Below are 17515 nucleotides of genomic sequence, written 5' to 3' on the forward strand. Positions count from 1 at the left end.
TATATTCCGAATATTGGATGACCCTGCGGCCGCTTATCTGCCATGGAATCGCGTCGCAGACCGTCTTTCGTTCCCGGCAGTCCGACCAGTTCTACGATGCGGGAGAAATCGATGGAGAACCGCTGTCCCATCGCCCTCGATCCGACCGGCCGAGACATCCACGCGGAGGCCGACCGGCTTCGCGCGCTCGGCCCCGCCACCCTGGTGGAACTTCCCGGCCGCGTCACCGCGTGGTCGGTCAACAGGTACGACGTCGCCAAGCGGCTGCTCACCGACCCGCGGGTCACCAAGAGCGCGCGCAAGCACTGGCCGGCCTTCCGCAACGGCGAGATCCGGCCCGACTGGGAGATGATCAGCTGGGTCGCCATGGACAACATCGCGACCGCCGCGGGCAAGGACCACCTGCGCCTGCGCCGGCTGGTCGGCAAGGCCTTCACCCCCCGGCGCGTCGAGGCGCTCCGCCCGCGCGTGGTCGAGCTCGTCGACGAGCTCATCGAGGGGCTCGCCACCACCCCGGCGGGTGAGGCGGCGGACCTCAAGACCCGGTTCGCCAACCCCCTGCCCGCCCGCCTCGTCGCCGACCTCATCGGCATGCCGGAGGCGGCCCGCCAGGAGACCGCCAAGGTCATCGACATGATGGTCGACACGACGGTCACTCCCGAGGTCGCGCAGGGCATCCTCCAGGGCTGGCGCGGCGCGATGGTGGACCTGATCGCGTCCAAGCGCGAGAACCCCGGGGACGACATCACCAGCGACCTGATCGCGGCCCAGGACGAGGACGGCTCCCGCCTCAGCGAGTCCGAGCTCACCGACACGATCTTCGCGATCCTCGGCGCGGGCTCCGAGACGACGATCAACTTCATCGACAACGCGATCACGCTGCTGCTCACCCACCCCGAGCAGCGCGAGCTCGTCACCTCGGGCCGGGCCACGTGGGAGCAGGTGATCGAGGAGACGCTCCGCGTGCAGTCCCCCCTCGCGCAGCTCCCCCTGCGCTACGCCGTGGAGGACATCGAGATCGACGGCGTGACCATCCCCCAGGGCGACCCCATCCTGGTCAACTACGCCGCCCTCGGCCGCGACCCGGCCCTGCACGGCGAGGGAGCCTGCCGGTTCGACATCACCCGGGAGGACAAGGAGCACATCTCCTTCGGCCACGGCCCGCACTACTGCCTGGGGGCGGGTGTCGCCCGGCTCATCGGCACGATCAGCCTGTCGACGCTGTTCGCCCGCTTCCCCGACATGAAGCTCGCGGTCCCGGTGGAGGAGCTGGTGCCCCTGCCCACGTTCATCATGAACGGGCACCGCAGCCTGCCGGTCATCCTCGAGCCCGCGCCCGTGGTGGAGGCCCCGGTTCCCGTCGGCGCCGAGGCGCGCTGATCCCGTAACACGCCAGGTGCCCGTGAGCCGGACGGCTCACGGGCACCTCGTCGTCGTGCGCCCTTCGTCGCGAGGGGCTCAGGGGACCGTCACAGGCCGGCCGCCTCGGGGATGACCTTCCCGGCCACGACGTCCACCTGCCGGCGGGGGTCGGGACCGGACAGGATGCCGATCACGGTGTCCACGCCCGCGGCGGCGATGCCGCGCAGCGCGCCGAGCAGTTCGTCGGTTCCCGAGCCGTCCGGGCCCAGGGTGAGGGGGAGGATGCAGGTCTTCTCGATGGCGTCGTAGTCCCGTCCCTCCGCCTCGCAGTGGCCGCGCAGCACGTCGAGCTTGGCGGGCAGGTCCGGCCCCGGATAGAGGTTGCAGGCGTCCGCATACCGGGCCACCAGGCGCAGCGTGCGCTTCTCGCCGCCGCCGCCGATCATGATCGGCGGGTGCGGCCGGGACAGGCTCTGCGGCGCGTTGAGCGGCCGCTCCAGCCGGTAGTGCGCGCCGTCGAACGGCCGCTCGTCACCCTGCTCGCCCTCCCACATGCGCAGGCACACCTGGACGGTCTCCTCCAGCATGCCGAACCGCTCGGCGAGCGGCGGGAAGGGCACACCCATGCCGCGGGCCTCGTCCTCGTACCAGCCCACGCCGATGCCCAGCATGGCCCGTCCCCCGGACAGCACGTCCAGGCTCGTCACGGTCTTGGCGAGCAGGCCCGGCTGCCGGAAGTGGACCCCGGCGACCACCGGCCCGAGCCGGCACCGCCGGGTGTGCGCGGCGAGGAACGCGAGCGTGGTGAAACACTCCAGCTCCGGCTGCTCCGGGCCGCCCGCGTGCGGGCCCTGCCACAGGTGGTCGCCGACCCCGATCAGCGCGACGCCCGCCTCGTCCGCGGTGCTCGCCACGTCCGCGAGGATCCGCCCCATCGCGGCCGGACCGCCCTCCCAGGCGAACTCCCCGATCTCCAGTCCGATCTTCACCCTTCGCCTCCCTGTTCGTACTCGTGCTCGGAGAACTCATCCCATCTGTGCGCGTACGGCCGGACCCGGCGCGGAATCCGCCGGGCCCGGCCGTGATTCAGGCGTCGAAGGCCCGCTCGAACGGCGCGCTCAGCGCACCAGAACCGGCGTGCTCGGCTCGCGCGAGGCCTTGCCGAACCGGTTGCGCAGGTTCAGCGCCGGCCGCTCCACGAGGTAGTAGCTCACCACCGCGGCCAGGAAGCTGCCCGCGACGACGACCAGCAGCGTGCGCGGGAAGTTCGACCCGCCGACCATGCTGCCGTTGTAGAAGTAGATCATCGGGATGTGCCAGAGGAACATGCCGTACGAGACCTTCCCGATGAACTGCAGGGGCCGCCAGGTCATCGTGGCCGCGATGAACTTCGAGCGCTCCCCCGGCACGGTCAGCGGGGCCAGGAGCAGGAAGACGATCAGCAGGTCGATCGGCTGGTCGAACATCACCTGCGCCAGGGTCGGGTAGTCGGAGGTGCCCTGGCCGCCCACCGGCGAGAAGCAGAACAGCAGGATCACGACCGCCGCCACGGCCCAGGTGGCCCCCTGGTGCCTGGCGATCAGGCGGTACGGCGCGAGCATCCCGTCCGGCGACGTCTCCGCCGCGGCGGACAGCACCGCCAGCGCCATGCCGACCGCCAGGTAGCCGAACCAGCCGATGGGCCAGTTGCCCTGGACCGGCCAGGGACCGAGGGACGGCAGGTGGCTGTAGGCGCTGAAGGCGTACGCGACGAGCGCGATGAGGGCGACCCCCACGAGGAGACGGCGGGCCTGCCCGGCCGGGCCGGACGCGCCGCGCGCGAAGCGGGCGAACAGCCAGGCGAAGATCGGCAGGAGCGCGTAGAACAAGGTCTCCGTGGCCATGCTCCACGTCGACTCCATGCCGGTCGGGATCGCGCCGGCCTGGTAGACGTGCTGCATGACCAGCACCCGCAGGACGTACCACACGCCGGTGACCTGCTCGCGGCCGAGGGTCAGCAGCATGACGACGGCCAGCAGCCAGTAGGCGGGGCCGATGCGCAGCACGCGCCGCCAGGCGTACGACTTCAGGTCGGGCTTGGGGGCCCCCGCCATGGTCGCCAGGACGAACGGGCGGTAGAGCAGGAACCCGGACAGCGCGAAGAGGATCGGCAGGGACTCCCGGGTGACCCTCTCCAGGATGATGGCGAAAAAGCCGTTGCCGGGCTTGCCCATGAAACCGATCTGGCCCGCGGTGAAAGCGCTGTGAATGGTGATGACCGCGAGCACGGCGAGCGCGCGAATTCCCTGGAGCTCGGCGAAGTATTGGCGCTTGACTCGGGAAGGCGCGGGCGCGGAACCCCGCGCGTCCGCACTGGATCCGCTGGCGATATCTGTTGCCATGGCCCTTCCTTCTGGTATGAACGACTTCACCCAGCTTGATCCCGGCCCCGACCCCCCGCATCTTCTCGATTGCCGAAAAACGCCCACCGGCGGGAAAGCGGGAATCAGGCGCGGAAGGGGAAAAACGCCGGTCGCGCTTTCCCGCCGGGGCGGGTCTTCGGGGCCGGTTCCGTACGGCTCAGTCGGCCGGTCGCACCGACAGGGCGTGGCGGAAGACGTTCAGCGGGTCGTAGCGCTTCTTGACGGCCTGCAGCCGGGGGTAGTTGTCCTTGTAGTACAGGGTGTGCCAGGGCACGCCGGAGGTGTTCCACTCGGGGTCGGCCAGGTCGGCGTCCGGGTAGTTGATGTAGGAGCCGTCGCTGACCTCTCCGGGCACCGGCACGCCGCCGGTGTCGGCGTAGACCTCGCGGTAGAACTCGCGGAGGCGGGCGATCTGCGCCTCGTCCTCGGCCTCGTTGCCCCACACCGACAGGTAGACGGCCTTGAGGATGGAGTCGCGCTGGGCGACGGCCGTCTCGTGCGGCGCGACGGTGTTCACCTGGCCGCCGTACCCGACCACGATGACGGCGGGCACGTAGTCCTGGGTGCTGAGGTAGCGGTAGATGACCGAGATCTGCCGGTCGGTGTACCCCTTGCGCAGATAGCCGGCCTTGATCTTGAGACGCCGGGTGTGCTCGTTGCCGGGGTCGCCGTGGCCCGGGTAGGAGGCGGAGTACAGCCACGGCTGCACCTGCTGCCCGCGGTGCGCCGGCTCCAGGCCCACCCCCTCGGCGATGGCGTCGAGGTAGCCGGCCACCAGTTCCTCGGCGCCCGGCACGTCGTCGTCCACCGACGCGCCCACCATCACGTGCCCGGTGCGGCCCAGTCCCTCGAAGAACCCGAACAGGTTCGCCTCCGCGGAGCCGGGGGCGCTGTTGCGCTCGTACCAGGTGCCGAAGTTGCGCAGGATCTTCGCGAACGCCTCCTCGGTCATCCCGTCCCAGGTCCACATCATGAAGCCGACCCGCCAGCGGCCGGGCGCCCGGGGCAGCAGCAGCGCGGGGTCGTCCGACGTGACGCCCGGCGTGCGCAGCCAGTAGCGGGTGACCACTCCGAAGTTGCCGCCCCCGCCGCCGGTGTGCGCCCACCACAGGTCCCGGTTCGGGTCGCCGGGATCGGCGGTCGCGACCACGGCCCGCGCGGTGCCGTCCTCGTCGACGACCACGACCTCGACGGCGTGGAGGTAGTCGACGATGGAGCCGTACCTGCGCGACAGCGGTCCGTACCCGCCGCCGGCGAGGTGACCGCCGACGCCGACCTCGGTGCACTCCCCGGCCGGGATGGTGACCCCCCAGCCCTTGAAGAGCGCCCGGTAGACGTGACCCAGCGTGGCGCCCGGCTCGATCGCGAACGCGCGCCGCTCCTCGTCGAAGTAGACGTCGGTCATCTCAGACATGTCCAGCAGGACCTCGACGTCCGGCGAGGCGGTGAAGTCCTCGAAGCAGTGCCCGCCGCTGCGCACCGTGACGCGCTTGCCCGCCGCGACGGCCTCGCCCACCGCCGCCACGACCTGCTCGGTCGTGCTCGTCACCCGTACGTAGTCGGGCCGTGGGACGAAGCGGTGGTTCATGCCCCGCAGCATGCTCTCGTAACGCGGGTCCTCGGGGGTGATGACGGTCGCCGGCAGGCGGCCGGCGCGGGCCCCGCCGAAGAGGTCGGCGGCCGTCAGGCCCGCCAGGCCTTCCATCGCATCGGTCACGGTCGCACCTCCAGGAGCGGTGGCCGTACGGGCACCGCTCGGTCGTCACGGTCAATACGGTCAATCGGCCACACAAGCCTGCGACCGCGACGCCGTCCACGGCATCTCCCACCGTGCGGAGCCCGCGCGGACGCCGCGGCCGAGGACTCCGGTCAGGGCGGCCGTCAGGGACGCGGCCAGCGGCGCCAGATGCTCGCGCAGGAAGAAGTGGCCGCCCTCGTACAGCCGGGTGCCGAGGAAGTCCTCGGTGTGGTCGCGCCACTCCTCCAGGCTCACGGGCGGCGCCACCAGGTCCTCCGTGCCGCCGAAGACGGCGACGGGCACCGGTAGGGGCGGCTCGTCCCGGTACGCGTACGACCGGCACAGGGTGAAGTCGGCCCGGGCGACGGGGAGGGTCAGCGCCAGCATCGCCGGGTCGTCCGCCACCTCGGGCGGCAGCCCGCCGAGAGCCCCGAGCGCGGCGAGGAAGCCGTCGTCGGAGTCGTCCGGGTCGGGCAGACCCGCCGCCGTCGCGCCGCGGACCGGCCAGGAGGCGACGGCGAGCAGGGCGGGCGGCGGCGCCCCGCCCTCCGCCAGAAGCAGCCGGGTCAGGCGGTAGCCGAGCATCCCGCCCATGCTGTGCCCGAACAGGGCGTACGGCAGCGGCCCGCCCGGCGTCTGCGCGGCCTCCTCGGCCAGGGTCTCGGCCAGCGATTCCGCCAGCCACCGGGCGGCCTCGTCGCAGTCGGTGAACGCCGGCTGCCGGCGACGGGCCTGGCGGCCGGGCAGGGTCACCGCCCGCACCTCCACCCAGGGCGGCAGGTGCCTGGGCCACAGGCGGAACATGGACGCGCCGCCGCCCGCGCAGGGCAGGCAGTACAGGCGCGCCCGCGCCCGCGGCCGGGGTTCGAATGCCAGATACCACGAGGAACGGTTCACCATCGCCGCCTTCGGCTGCTCAGATCAGCGAGTGGCCGATCATCTCCTTCATGACCTCGGTGGTGCCGCCGTAGATGGTCTGCACCCGGGTGTCGACGAACGCCCTGGCCACCGGGAACTCCCTGATCACCCCGTAGCCCCCGTGCATCTGGAGGCAGCGGTCCACCACCTTCTGGCACAGCTCGGTGTTCCACCACTTGGCCATCGCCGCCTCCTCGGCGCCCAGTTCGCCGGCGGCGTGCCCGGCCACGCACCGGTCGGTGAAGGCGCGGGCGACGGCCAGCGCGGTGGCCAGCTCCGCCAGCACGAAGCGGTTGTACTGGTGACGCCCGACGGGCCGGCCGAACACCTCGCGCCGGCGGCAGTAGTCCAGCGTCTCCTCGAAGATCCGCTCCGCGGCGGCCAGCGCCCCCACCGCGATCATCATGCGCTCCTGGCGGAGCGTGCGCATCATGTACGCGAACGCCCTGCCCTCACGGCCGAGCAGGTTCTCGGCGGGGACCTCCACGTCGTCGAAGAACAGCTCGACCGTGTCCATCGCCCGCATGCCGATCTTGTCAAGCTTGCGGCCGCGGGAGAAACCGGCCATGCCGGGCTCCACGACGAGCACGCTGGCGCCCGGCGCGCCCCGCCCGCCCGGGGTCCTGGCGACCACCAGGACGAGATCGGCGGTCGCCCCGTTGGAGATGAAGGTCTTCTGGCCGTTGAGCACATACCGGTCGCCGCGGCGCTCCGCCCTGGTGCGCATGCGCTGCACGTCGCTGCCCGCGTCGGGCTCGGTGATCGCGATGGCCGTCACCAGCTCCCCCGAGCAGAACCCGGGCAGCCAGCGCCGCCGCTGCTCCTCGGTGGCGAGGGTGCGCAGGTAGAGGCCGCCGATCTCGTTGTGCAGCGACAGCGCCGGGGCGTACACCCCGGCGCGGGCCAGCTCCTCCGCCACGATGACGTGGTGGCGGTAGTCCGGGTCGCCGCCGCCGCCGTACTCGGCGTCGACGTCCATGCCGAGCAGGCCGTGCTCCCCGGCCCTGCGCCACACCGACCGGTCGACGCTTCCCTGCTCCTCCCATCGGGTGTACGAGGGGAGGATCTCCTTGCTCACGAACGTCCGGACGAGGTCGCGGAAGGCGTCGTGCTCGGCGGTGAACACCTCGCGCCGCATCAGGGGACTCCGGCGACCGCGTCGGGCACCACCGGCGTCCACGACGGAAGGATGTCCTTGAGCCGGTTCATCATCGCCTGGCAGTAGGCGGCGTTGTGGTCGATGCTGCGCTGCTTGGGATAGGGCATCTTGCGCCGGCCCAGGTGGTCGATCCGCATGCGTACCGGCCCGATGCCGGCCTCCGCGCCGTCCAGGCCGGCAACGTTCTCGTACGACGCGAGCAGCTCGGCCGCCTCCGCGGGCAGCTCCGCCGTGAGGCGGAAGCGCTCGCGCGACAGCAGGCGCAGGTGCCGCAGCTCCACGACGGGCTCGGCCACCGCCTCGCGGTAGACGTACGGGCGGGCCAGCAGGTCGAGCTCGAAGGCCAGCCGCACCCGGGGGTCGGCCAGCCAGCCCTGCTCGTCGAGGAACCCCTCCAGCAGCCGGTCCATCTCGCCCCGGTGCGAGTGCAACACGTAGTGCAGCACCTTGCCGATGTTGTTGATGTCGTAGTTGCCGAGGGTGGCGACCGAATCCGCGAAGAAGCGGCAGATCTCGGTGTCGGTGCGCCGCTTGTAGTAATCAGCGGCCCTGGTCAGGAACTCGGTGTAGGAGCAGGCGCCGGACCGGTGCAGCTCACGCGCGACGTAGAAGGCGGAGCGCGCGTTGTAGAGGCTGATCACCGCGTAGTAGAACCAGACGCCCTCCTGGAACTCCTCCCGGGTGACCCAGTTGGTGCCCACCACGACGTCCGCCTCGGCCACCGGGTCGTCCACCCGGACGGTGACCACGCCCAGCTCCTCGCGCCGCTCGTACATCGGGGTGTTGCGCAGGAGCAGCTGCGGATAGGCGACGATCGCGTCGGCGCCGGTGGCGCACAGCTTGCCGATGCCCTCCCGGAACGACTGCAGCGTCTCGCCGGGCAGCGGCCAGATGAGCTCGGTGTAGGAGCTGATCTGCTTGTCCTTCAGCTTGAGCTGGAGCTCCACATAGGTGGACTCCTTGATGTTGGACCGCTGGACCATCTCGAGCGCCTGAGGGCTGGTCGTCTGCAGGGACACCGGCTGGCTGGTCAGCATGCCGCCCTCGACCAGGATCTCGGTGATCTCGGTGACCCGGTCCGGCCGGTTCTTCGCCGCCTGGATGGCGACCATCAGCGGGTAGCCGTTGCGCTCCTTGCACTCGACGATGTGCCGGGTCAGCTCCACGTCCCGGGGCAGCGCGCCCCAGTTGGCGTCGGCGAGGAAGATGCTCTCGATGCCGTGCTCGCTGATCCAGGTCAGGTCCGCCTTGACCCGGTCCAGCTCCCAGCGGTGCACTTTGTCGTTGGTCGCCGCACCCCAGTAGCAGTACGAGCAGCGGAAGGGGCAGCCCCGGTTGGTCTCGACGACGGCGAAGGTGTACTCGCCGCCGTCGAAGATCCCGGCGGCGAACGGCGAGGGGATCTCGTCCAGGTCCTTGATGCGGGGCGGCTTGTCCGTCGTCACCAGCTCGCCCCCGGACCAGAAGCTCACTCCGGGGACGCGGCGGAAGTCCGGCCCGTCGCCGCCGTGGTCGCTCAGCTCCCGCAGGAACGCGGTGAACGGCTGCTCGCCCTCGCTGTTGCACACCAGCACGTGCTCCCACTCGCGGGGCACGTACTCGGTGGCATGGTTCATCACCTGCGGCCCGCCGAGGATGAAGTGGGCGCCGGGGCGGAGACGGACCAGCTCGTCGAGCACCTCCTTCATCCGGCGCATGTTCCACAGGTAGCAGCTCAGCCCGTACGCGTCGGCTTCCATGCCGGCGAGCGCGGCCACGATCTCCTGTGTCGGGGTGTTCGCCGCGACCGCGTGGATCGTGAAGTCCCAGTTCTCCGCCACGCGCTCGTCCTGCTGCGCGTACGCCTGCAGGTAGCCCGAGGCCAGCGGCAGGGTGTTGGGGTAGGCCGACAGCTCCAGCAGCACCACTTTCATCGCCGCCGCCCCCTCACCCGTCCGCCGCCGCGTTCATCGACGCGGCCAGCTCGTGCAGCACGTCGAACTCGAACAGGTCGTCGGCGCCCAGGCGGATCCCGCGTTCCCTGGCCCGGTTGGCCAGGCGCATGGCGTGCAGCGAGTCGCCGCCCAGCTCGAAGAAACTGTCCTCGCGGCCCACCGAGCTGACCTCCAGCACCTCGCACCACAGCTCGGCGAGCACCCGCTCGGTGTCGGTCCGGAACTGCTGGTCGCCGTCGGTGCCCCGGCCGACCGGCAGCGGGCGCCCGGCCAGCGCCTTGCGGTCCGCCTTGCCGTGCGGCGTCAGCGGCAGCGCCTCCAGCAGCGTCACGGTGTGCGGCACCATGTAGTCCGGCACCCGCAGGCCCAGCTCGCGGCGCAGCTCCCCGGCTTCCGGCGGGTTGCCCGGATCCTCGGGCACGACGTACCCGACGAGCCGGTCGCCCCGCTCGTGCAGGACGACCACGGCCTCGCGCACCCCGGCGAGCCGGTTCAGCGCCGTCTCGACCTCGCCCAGCTCGATGCGGAAGCCGCGCAGCTTCACCTGGTCGTCGGCGCGGCCGACGAAGTCGAGCGCGCCGTCGGGCAGCTCGCGCACCAGGTCGCCGGTGGCGTACATGCGCGCGTCGGCCTCGGGGACGAACGGGTCGGGCAGGAAGCGCTCGGCCGTGAGCTCGGGGCGGTTCAGGTAGCCCCGCGCCACGCCGACCCCGCCGACGTGCAGTTCGCCGACCGTGCCCGGCGGCACGGGACGGCGCTCGGCGTCCAGGACGTACGCGTGCAGCCCCGGCAGCGGACGGCCGATCGGCGGGGCCTGGTCGTCGCCGGACGCGCGGGGCGGCACCTCGGTCCAGGTGGCCACGACGGTCGTCTCGGTCGGCCCGTAGAGGTTGTAGAGCCGGAACGGCAGCCCCCTCGGGGGGTGACGGTGCAGCTTCTCGCCGCCCGTGAGCATCACCCGCAGTGCGGCGCCGTGGCTCGCCCACGGCTGGTCCAGCATCTCGACGGCGAGCGCGGTGGTGAGGAAGCAGACGGTGATCCGCTCGGCGGCCAGCCAGCGGACGAAGTCCAGGGGCGACTCCGGCAGCCTGGTCTCGACGAGGCAGAGCGTGGCGCCACCGCTCAGGCACGGCCACACCTCCAGCGCCCAGGCGTCGAAGGAGGGCCGGGCGAGCTGCGTCATCCGGTCGCTCGGGCGCACCTCGAACGCCTGGTGGTACCAGGCGACCAGGTTGGAGACGCCCTCGTGCGCGACCACCACGCCCTTCGGACTGCCCGTGGAACCGGAGGTGTAGACGACGTAGAACGCGTCGGAGGGCAGCGCCTCGGCGACCTCGTCGGCGACCGCCTCCTCCGCGAGGGCCTCCTCCACCGGGAGCGCGGGCACCGGGCCGCCGGCGAAGCGGTCCGCCCTGGCCGCCCGCGTCAGCACCAGGGACGCGCCGGAGTCGGCGAGGATGGCGTTCAGCCGGGGCTCCGGCTCGTCCACGTCGGTCCCGACGTAGGCCCCGCCGGCGAGCAGCACGCCCAGGGCGGCCACGACAAGGTCGGGCGAGCGTTCCAGGGCCAGGGCCACGAACGTGCCGGGCGTGACCCCCCGGGTGCGCAGGACCGCCGCGAGGCGACGAGCGCGGTCGTAGAGCTCGGCATAGGTGACGACGGTGCCGGCGTGCACGATGGCCGGCCGCTGCGGCTGCACCTGCGCCCACCACGCGATGCGCGAGGGAACGCTGGTGTAGGCACCGCGCACTGCGATACTCGCCTCGGTCAATTCTTCCTCCAGGTTCCGGTTCCCCGCTGTGAGAAAGGCCTCCGCCCCGATCCGGTACGGCGGAGGCCGTGGCGCTGGGACGAGGTCAGAAGATTTCGAACGCGGAGGGAGCCTGCGGCCACCGGAAGGCGACGTCCGCGGCCGCCAGGGCGCCGGGCCGCGTCTCCCGGACCAGCTCCGCTCCCGCGAGGGACGTCAGCGACGCGCCGCCGAGGTAGGCCGCGCCCAGTGCCCGGATGTCGCAGACGAGGTCGGGCTCGTCGGTGGTGGCGACGCAGGACGCCGAGTCGGGCGATCCGGTCAGGCGCCAGCGGCCGGCGTTGACCGGCATGAACGCGTCCTCGACCTCGATCACGACGTCGACGGGTGCCGCGTAACGGCGGGCCGCGAGCGCGGCGGGCAGGTCCACGATCCGGATGAACATGCCGTCGTTCATCCGGGCGGACATCCGGCGGGGCTCGCCGACCCAGTAGAACAGCGGCTCGTCCACCGAGCACGACCACACCTGCGCCGACCGGGTGAGGTCGACGGTGAGCAGGAAGGTCCACAGGTCGGTGTAGGCCTGCGGCGTCGTCGCCACGACCTCCACGACGCGCACCTCGCCGCACGGCCCGGACTCGGTCCACGCGCCGGTCGCCCGCCACAGCGCGTAGCCGTCGAAGCCGTGGTCGCCCTCGTGCACGATGGCCCGCAGCGCGGTGGCCCCGGCGCGGAAGGCGGGCAGTTCGGCCAGCAGGTAGTCCCAGTGCTTGGCGGAGCGCTCCGACCACCCGGGACGCTGGGCCTGGACCTGGTCGTACAGCTTCACCAGGTCGTCCCTGACGTCCGCGGGGGAAGCCTCGACCAGTCTGCCCCTGGCGGCGCCGCGGGGGATGGCGACCTCGCGGGTCTCGATGTTCAGCCCGAGCCTGCGGATGGCCAGGCCGTAGCCGTAGCGGTGGTAGATGCGCCCCTCGCTCGCCCAGCACAGGGCGATCGGCTCGCCCAGGGCCCGGGCGTCCTCGAAGTGCCTGCGCATCATCCGGGTCAGCACGCCCTGCCGCCGGGCCGTGGGCGAGACCGCGCCGCGGCAGCCGTGGGCGGCGGGGACGACACCGCCCGGCACCGCGATGTTCCGGGTGGTGCAGCCCAGTGTGCCGACGATCTCACCGTCGCGGCGGGCGACGAGCGAGCGGTCGGGTTCGAACAGCTCACGCTCCGCCGCCGAGGACATGGGGTCCCCGTCGATGTTGATGGCCGCGGAGAACATCCGGTAGATGCCGTCCCAGTCGTCGGACGTCGGCACCTCGATCGTGATCCCGCCGGCCCCGGTCTCCGCGGAGTTGTTACTCGTCATTTGGCTGGCCTCCGGCCTTGGCTTTTCCGGGTTGTTTATCGACACGTTTGACGAATGGTGTCGATCACTTGTCGTATGGTCACCCGCGGCCGGAACGCGACGCATCTCCTGTATTGCCGTCGGATATATGGCGGCCGGAGGAAAATCAGCAAGAGAAAAGAAGCCGCGCCCGCCGGAAGGTGGCACGGTACGGGCATCGATCCGGCGGATGGCGCATGCGTATCCGGCCCGTCACCGATTACGGGCGCGACATCACCGCTTTCGATGAATTCTTACAGGGATGACGCGATGACGTAAAGGAGCCTGTCGATGACATCCTCAGCTCAGCCCGCGAACAGTCCTCCCGCCGCGCCCGCGCCCCCGCCCTCCCGGCTGCCCACGCTCACGGGGATGCGCTTCATCGCGGCGGCGCTGGTCTTCCTCTTCCACGCCACCGTGCAGCAGCTCTTCGCGGAGCCCGGGGCCCAGAAGACGTTCAGCGCCGTCTTCACCCAGGGCGGCTGGGCCGGGGTCGGATTCTTCTTCGTGCTCAGCGGCTTCGTGCTCGCCTGGTCGTACCGGCCCGGGCAGCCGGCGCGGCGCTTCTGGCGGCGCAGGCTCGTCAAGATCTACCCCAACCACCTGGTCACCATGGTCGTCGCGTTCGTCCTGCTGACCCTGGTGTCGAAGGTCGCGGTCGACCACTGGCACGCGCTGTACAACCTGCTCCTGGTGCAGTCGTGGTTCCCGCAGCTCGAGATCCGCGGCAGCCTCAACGGCGTCACCTGGTCGCTGTCGTGCGAGCTGCTGTTCTACCTCGCCTTCCCGCTGCTGATGCGGCCGCTGAGCCGGATAAGGCCGGAGCGGCTGTGGGCGTGGGCCGCCGGGGTGGCCGTGGCGATCTTCCTGGTCCCGGTCGCGTCGAGCCTGCTGCCCCGCGAACCGGTGCTGCCCATGGTCGAGATCCCGGCGTACGACTTCTGGATCATCTACCAGTTCCCGCCCGTGCGGATGCTGGACTTCGTGTTCGGGATCATCCTGGCCCGCATCGTCATGACCGGCCGGCGGCTTCCGCTCGGCCTCGGCGGTGCGGCCGTTCTCGCGGTCGCGGCGTACGCCGTCGCGCCGCTGTTCCCGACGACCTACACGCTGACGGCCGTCATGGTGGTGCCGCTCGGCCTCCTCGTCGCCGCGGGCGCCGCCGCCGACGTGGCGGGCCGGCGTACGGGGCTGTCCGGGCGGCTCTGGATCCGCCTCGGGGAGATCTCGTTCGCCTTCTACCTGTGGCAGCAGATGGTGCTGACCTACGGCCACCTGTGGCTCGGCCCCGGCAAGAGCTGGTCCACCCCGGTCGCGGCAGGCGTGCTCGTCCTGCTGTTCGGCGTCGTGCTCGCGCTGTCCTGGGCGCTGTTCACGCTGGTGGAGCAGCCTCTCATGCGGCGCTTCGCCTCGCCGCGCCGCCGCCCGGCGCCCCCCGCCGTGCCCGCCGACCTGCCCGCGCGCAACTGACCCGCAGCCGACCGAAGGAGGCCATGGCATGACCGACTTCCCGGAGCCCGTGCTCGACGACGCGACCGTGGCGGCGTACCTGCGGCGTATCGGCGCGGCACGCCCCGCGCGGCCGACCGCCGCCGCCCTGCGCGAGCTGCACGAACGGCACGTGATGACGGTGCCGTTCGAGACCGTCGACGTCCACCTGCGCCGCCCGCACGCCACCGGCCTGCGGGCGATCGACAAGATCGTGCACAGGCGACGGGGCGGCATCTGCTACGAGCTCAACGGCGCCTTCGCCGCGCTGCTGCGGGCCCTGGGGTACGAGGTCACCATGCTCGCCGGCCGGGTGTCCGACGGCGGCGTGCTCGGCCCGGTGTTCGGCCACATGCTGCTCTTGGTGACGACCGCGGACTCCCCCGGTCAGTGGCTGGCGGACGTCGGCTACGGCCGGGGGGCCCGGCACCCGCTGCGGTTCGGCTCCCGGGGGCCGCAGCAGGACCCGCAGGGCGTGTTCCGGCTCGCCGAGGCGCCGTACGGCGACCTCGACCTGTTCCGCGACGACGTCCTGCAGTACCGGTTTGAGACGCGGCCCCGGGCGGCGGAGGACTTCCACCCCATGTGCTGGTGGCACTACAACGCCCCCGATTCCCCGCACGTGACCCACCTCTACTGCACCCTGCCCACCCCCGGCGGCAGGGTCACGCTGAGCGGGGACACCCTCACCCTGCGGGAGAACGGGCGGCGGGTGCGGACGGTGCTCGACGGGGAGGAGGAACTGCGCCAGGCCTACCGCGCCTGGTTCGGCATCGAACTCGACGAACTGCCGCCCCTGCCCGTTTCGCCTGCGCGAGCCGAAGAAACAAATCAGGAAATGTCGGTCTGAAAGGGACAACACACTACCGTCGATAAGGAGGAGCGAAACCTCCCCTTCCACATTTCGGCATTCTGCGAGAAACGTCCCGGCGCATTCGGCACTATGCTGCGGCGGAAAAACACTCCCGGAATACCGCTAGCGGAAGGGCGTTCCCATGGACACGACCGCCGAAGGCAGCGCCGGCAGCCGGGCCGGACGGAGAGAGTGGATCGGGCTCGCCGTCCTGGCCCTGGCCACCCTGCTGCTGTCACTCGACATCAGCGTGCTCTATCTCGCGCTGCCGGAGCTGACCGCCGATCTCGGGGCGAGCGCCTCCCAGCAATTGTGGATCATGGACATCTACTCGTTCATGACCGCCGGCTTCCTCGTGACGATGGGCGGCCTCGGGGACCGCATCGGCCGCAGGCGCCTGCTGCTCGTCGGCGCCGCCGTGTTCGGGGTGGCCTCGCTGTTCGCCGCGTTCGCCCAGAATCCCGGCACGCTCATCGCGGCCCGGGCGCTGATCGGGGTCTCGGCGGCCACGCTGCTGCCCTCGGCCCTGGCCCTGCTGCGCACCATGTTCCGCGACCCCCACGAGATGGGGCGGGCCATGGGCATCTGGTTCGGCTGCTTCATGGGCGGCATGGCGATCGGGCCGCTCATCGGCGGACTCCTGCTGCACTCGTTCTGGTGGGGCTCGGTCTTCCTGCTGGGCGTCCCCGTCATGGTCGTGGTCCTCGTCGCCGGCCCCCTGCTGCTGCCCGAGCACCACAGCCCGGGCACGGGCCGGCTGGACCTCACCAGCGTCGCGCTCTCGCTCGGCGCGATCCTGCTGTTCACCTACGGAGTCAAGGAGCTGGCCAGGAGCGGCTGGGGCGCGGTCCCCGCCGCCGCCGTCCTGGCCGGCGTGGTGGTCGGCGTGGTCTTCGCGCGCCGGCAGCGCGGCCTCGCGGAACCGCTCCTCGACCTGCTCCTGTTCCGCGACCGCAGGTTCGGCGTCTCGCTGTCGATCATGCTGATCAGCGGCATCGTCATGGCGGGCATCACCCTGCTGTCCTCGATGCACCTGCAGATGGTGGCCGGGCTCCAGCCGTTCACCGCGGGGCTGTGGCTGCTCCCCTTCAACCTGGCGATGGTCGCCGGCTCCATCGTCGCCCCCATGCTCACCCGCCGCTTCCCCATCGTGTACGTGATGGCCGCGGGCCTGCTGCTCTCCGCGGCGGGGCTCCTCGTGATCACCCAGGTGGGCACGTCCGGCGAGCCGTACGCGCTGGCCTGCGGGCTCGTGCTCACCTCCGGCGGGCTCGCCCTCCCGATGACGCTGTCCGGCAACCTGATCATGGGCTCCGCCCCGCCGGAGAAGGCCGGGTCCGCCGCGGGGATCATGGAGACCAGCGGCGAGCTCGGCGTCGCGCTCGGCGTCGCCATCATGGGCAGCCTCGGCGCCTTCGTCTACCGGCTGCGGCTGCCCGACGACCTGCCCGGCCTGCCCGCGGGCTCCGCCGGCGCGGCGCGGGAGGGCATCGCCGCCGCCGTGGTCGAGGCCGGCCGGCTGCCCGGACAGGCCGCCGCCGAGCTTCTCGCCGCCGCCCGCTCGGCCTTCGACGCGGGCCTGAACACGGTCGCCGCCGCAGGCGCCGTGATCTTCGTAGCGCTCGCCGTCCTCGCCCTCGCCGTACTCGCGCGGGGCGGCCGCGACCAGGGCGCGCAGCAGGGTGTGTCCGGCGACGAGGCGCAGGCGTCGTCCCTGGCGGAGCCGCGCGGCTGACCGGCGTCCGTCCCGGCCGGCGGCCGGGACGCCATCCGTGACGCCACCTGGGACACCACCGGGCACACGGCCGCCCGGCCGGCGGCGGGAAGCCGCCGGCCGGGCGGTGCGTCGTCAGGACAGATTCCGCAGGGTCGTGCGGTCGAGCTTGCCGTTCGAGGTCTGCGGCAGCGCGGTCACGAAGCGGAACTCCCGCGGGCACTTGTACGGCGCGAGCCGCTCCTTGACGAACTCCCGCAGCTCGTCGGACGTCACCTCGCCGCCGGTCGCCTCGCCGCCGATCACCACGAAGGCGCGCAGGACGGTGAGGCCGCCGTCCTCGTGGCCGGAGACGGCGCACTCGACCACCCGCGGGTGCGCCAGCAGGCAGTTCTCGACCTCCGCCGGCGCCACCCACCTGCCGCCGATCCTGAGCATGTCGTCGGCGCGGCCCTTGTAGTGGAAGTAGCCGTCGGCGTCCCGGCTGAACAGGTCGCTCGACCTGACGGTGTGCTCGGCGACGAACGTGGCGGCGCTCTTGTCCGGCTCGCGCCAGTATCCGAGCGCCGCGGTCTCCCCGGTGATCTCCAGACGGCCGACCTCGCCGTCCGGCACCTCGTTCCCGTCGCGGTCCACCACCCGGACCCGGTAGCCCGGCACCGCCTCGCCGAGGCTGCCCATGCGCACCCGGCCGGGACGGTTGCAGACGTAGCCGTGGAACATCTCCGAGGAGCCGATCCCGTCGATCAACTCCACGCCGAAGGTGTCCAGCCACCGGCGGTGCAGCTCCAGCGGGAGGGCCTCACCCGAGGAGATGCACAC

The 17515-nt window shown here is 71.7% G+C and carries 13 protein-coding genes; 4 read left to right on the forward strand and 9 right to left on the reverse strand.

Going from position 1 to position 17515, the window contains the following annotated elements; genetic code table 11:
- The first annotated feature begins 111 nt into the window (after positions 1-111).
- Entirely contained in the window at positions 112-1380 is a 1269-nt protein-coding gene (locus tag Msi02_RS38150) for a cytochrome P450 family protein (protein ID WP_079319001.1), read from the forward strand.
- 89 nt (positions 1381-1469) lie between these two features.
- Here the strand turns inward: Msi02_RS38150 and Msi02_RS38155 are convergent, their stop codons facing one another.
- The 8 genes from Msi02_RS38155 to Msi02_RS38190 form a co-directional block, all read right to left on the reverse strand.
- Positions 1470-2351, reverse strand: a complete 882-nt coding sequence (locus Msi02_RS38155; protein WP_204052641.1) for an LLM class F420-dependent oxidoreductase — start codon at positions 2349-2351, stop codon at positions 1470-1472.
- A gap of 129 nt (positions 2352-2480) precedes the next feature.
- The gene (locus Msi02_RS38160; RefSeq protein ID WP_204052642.1) at positions 2481-3743 is read right to left on the reverse strand and encodes an acyltransferase family protein; all 1263 of its coding nucleotides are present in this window, start codon (positions 3741-3743) and stop codon (positions 2481-2483) included.
- Positions 3744-3921: 178 nt separating this feature from the next.
- Complete coding sequence (locus Msi02_RS38165) at positions 3922-5481, reverse strand: FAD-binding oxidoreductase (RefSeq protein WP_239109135.1); 1560 nt, start codon at positions 5479-5481, stop codon at positions 3922-3924.
- Positions 5482-5541: 60 nt separating this feature from the next.
- Positions 5542-6402 carry a thioesterase II family protein gene (locus Msi02_RS38170; protein ID WP_204052643.1) on the reverse strand — a complete coding sequence of 287 codons (861 nt, stop codon included), beginning with the start codon at positions 6400-6402 and terminating at the stop codon, positions 5542-5544.
- A gap of 16 nt (positions 6403-6418) precedes the next feature.
- Positions 6419-7558: an acyl-CoA dehydrogenase family protein gene (locus Msi02_RS38175; protein ID WP_204052644.1), complete on the reverse strand. Its 1140-nt coding sequence runs from the start codon at positions 7556-7558 to the stop codon at positions 6419-6421.
- Positions 7558-9492: a B12-binding domain-containing radical SAM protein gene (locus tag Msi02_RS38180; RefSeq protein WP_204052645.1), complete on the reverse strand. Its 1935-nt coding sequence runs from the start codon at positions 9490-9492 to the stop codon at positions 7558-7560. The genes Msi02_RS38175 and Msi02_RS38180 overlap by 1 nt, the downstream gene beginning before the upstream one ends.
- Positions 9493-9505: 13 nt before the next feature.
- Positions 9506-11284, reverse strand: a complete 1779-nt coding sequence (locus Msi02_RS38185) for a non-ribosomal peptide synthetase (RefSeq protein WP_204052646.1) — start codon at positions 11282-11284, stop codon at positions 9506-9508.
- Positions 11285-11369: 85 nt separating this feature from the next.
- A complete protein-coding gene (locus tag Msi02_RS38190) occupies positions 11370-12620 on the reverse strand; it encodes a GNAT family N-acetyltransferase (protein WP_143737677.1) in 1251 nt (416 codons plus the stop codon).
- A 309-nt stretch (positions 12621-12929) separates the two neighbouring features.
- On the opposite strand from Msi02_RS38190, the gene Msi02_RS38195 reads away from it, so the two are divergent.
- The 3 genes from Msi02_RS38195 to Msi02_RS38205 all read left to right on the forward strand — a co-directional run bounded on the left by Msi02_RS38195 (position 12930) and on the right by Msi02_RS38205 (position 16714).
- Positions 12930-14108, forward strand: coding sequence for an acyltransferase family protein (locus Msi02_RS38195; protein WP_204052647.1), 1179 nt, complete (start codon positions 12930-12932; stop codon positions 14106-14108).
- A gap of 28 nt (positions 14109-14136) precedes the next feature.
- Positions 14137-14976, forward strand: coding sequence for an arylamine N-acetyltransferase family protein (locus Msi02_RS38200; RefSeq protein WP_239109136.1), 840 nt, complete (start codon positions 14137-14139; stop codon positions 14974-14976).
- Positions 14977-15121: 145 nt separating this feature from the next.
- The gene (locus tag Msi02_RS38205) at positions 15122-16714 is read left to right on the forward strand and encodes an MFS transporter (protein ID WP_204052648.1); all 1593 of its coding nucleotides are present in this window, start codon (positions 15122-15124) and stop codon (positions 16712-16714) included.
- Between the two features lie 114 nt (positions 16715-16828).
- Here Msi02_RS38205 and Msi02_RS38210 read toward each other — a convergent pair.
- Positions 16829-17515, reverse strand: a 687-nt coding sequence (locus Msi02_RS38210; protein ID WP_204052649.1) for an AMP-binding enzyme, incomplete at its 5' end; no start/stop codon positions are given.

The sequence above is a fragment of the Microbispora siamensis genome, from assembly GCF_016863095.1.
In the GTDB taxonomy this organism is placed as follows: domain Bacteria; phylum Actinomycetota; class Actinomycetes; order Streptosporangiales; family Streptosporangiaceae; genus Microbispora; species Microbispora siamensis.

Excerpts from the sequence above, each read along its gene's own strand:
- Msi02_RS38150 (WP_079319001.1), top strand. The coding sequence starts at position 112 with ATGGAGAACCGCTGTCCCATCGCCCTCGATCCGACCGGCCGAGACATC.
- Msi02_RS38160 (WP_204052642.1), bottom strand. The coding sequence starts at position 3,743 with ATGGCAACAGATATCGCCAGCGGATCCAGTGCGGACGCGCGGGGTTCC.
- Msi02_RS38170 (WP_204052643.1), bottom strand. The coding sequence starts at position 6,402 with ATGGTGAACCGTTCCTCGTGGTATCTGGCATTCGAACCCCGGCCGCGG.
- Msi02_RS38175 (WP_204052644.1), bottom strand. The coding sequence starts at position 7,558 with ATGCGGCGCGAGGTGTTCACCGCCGAGCACGACGCCTTCCGCGACCTC.
- Msi02_RS38180 (WP_204052645.1), bottom strand. The coding sequence starts at position 9,492 with ATGAAAGTGGTGCTGCTGGAGCTGTCGGCCTACCCCAACACCCTGCCG.
- Msi02_RS38190 (WP_143737677.1), bottom strand. The coding sequence starts at position 12,620 with ATGACGAGTAACAACTCCGCGGAGACCGGGGCCGGCGGGATCACGATC.
- Msi02_RS38195 (WP_204052647.1), top strand. The coding sequence starts at position 12,930 with ATGACATCCTCAGCTCAGCCCGCGAACAGTCCTCCCGCCGCGCCCGCG.
- Msi02_RS38200 (WP_239109136.1), top strand. The coding sequence starts at position 14,137 with ATGACCGACTTCCCGGAGCCCGTGCTCGACGACGCGACCGTGGCGGCG.
- Msi02_RS38205 (WP_204052648.1), top strand. The coding sequence starts at position 15,122 with ATGGACACGACCGCCGAAGGCAGCGCCGGCAGCCGGGCCGGACGGAGA.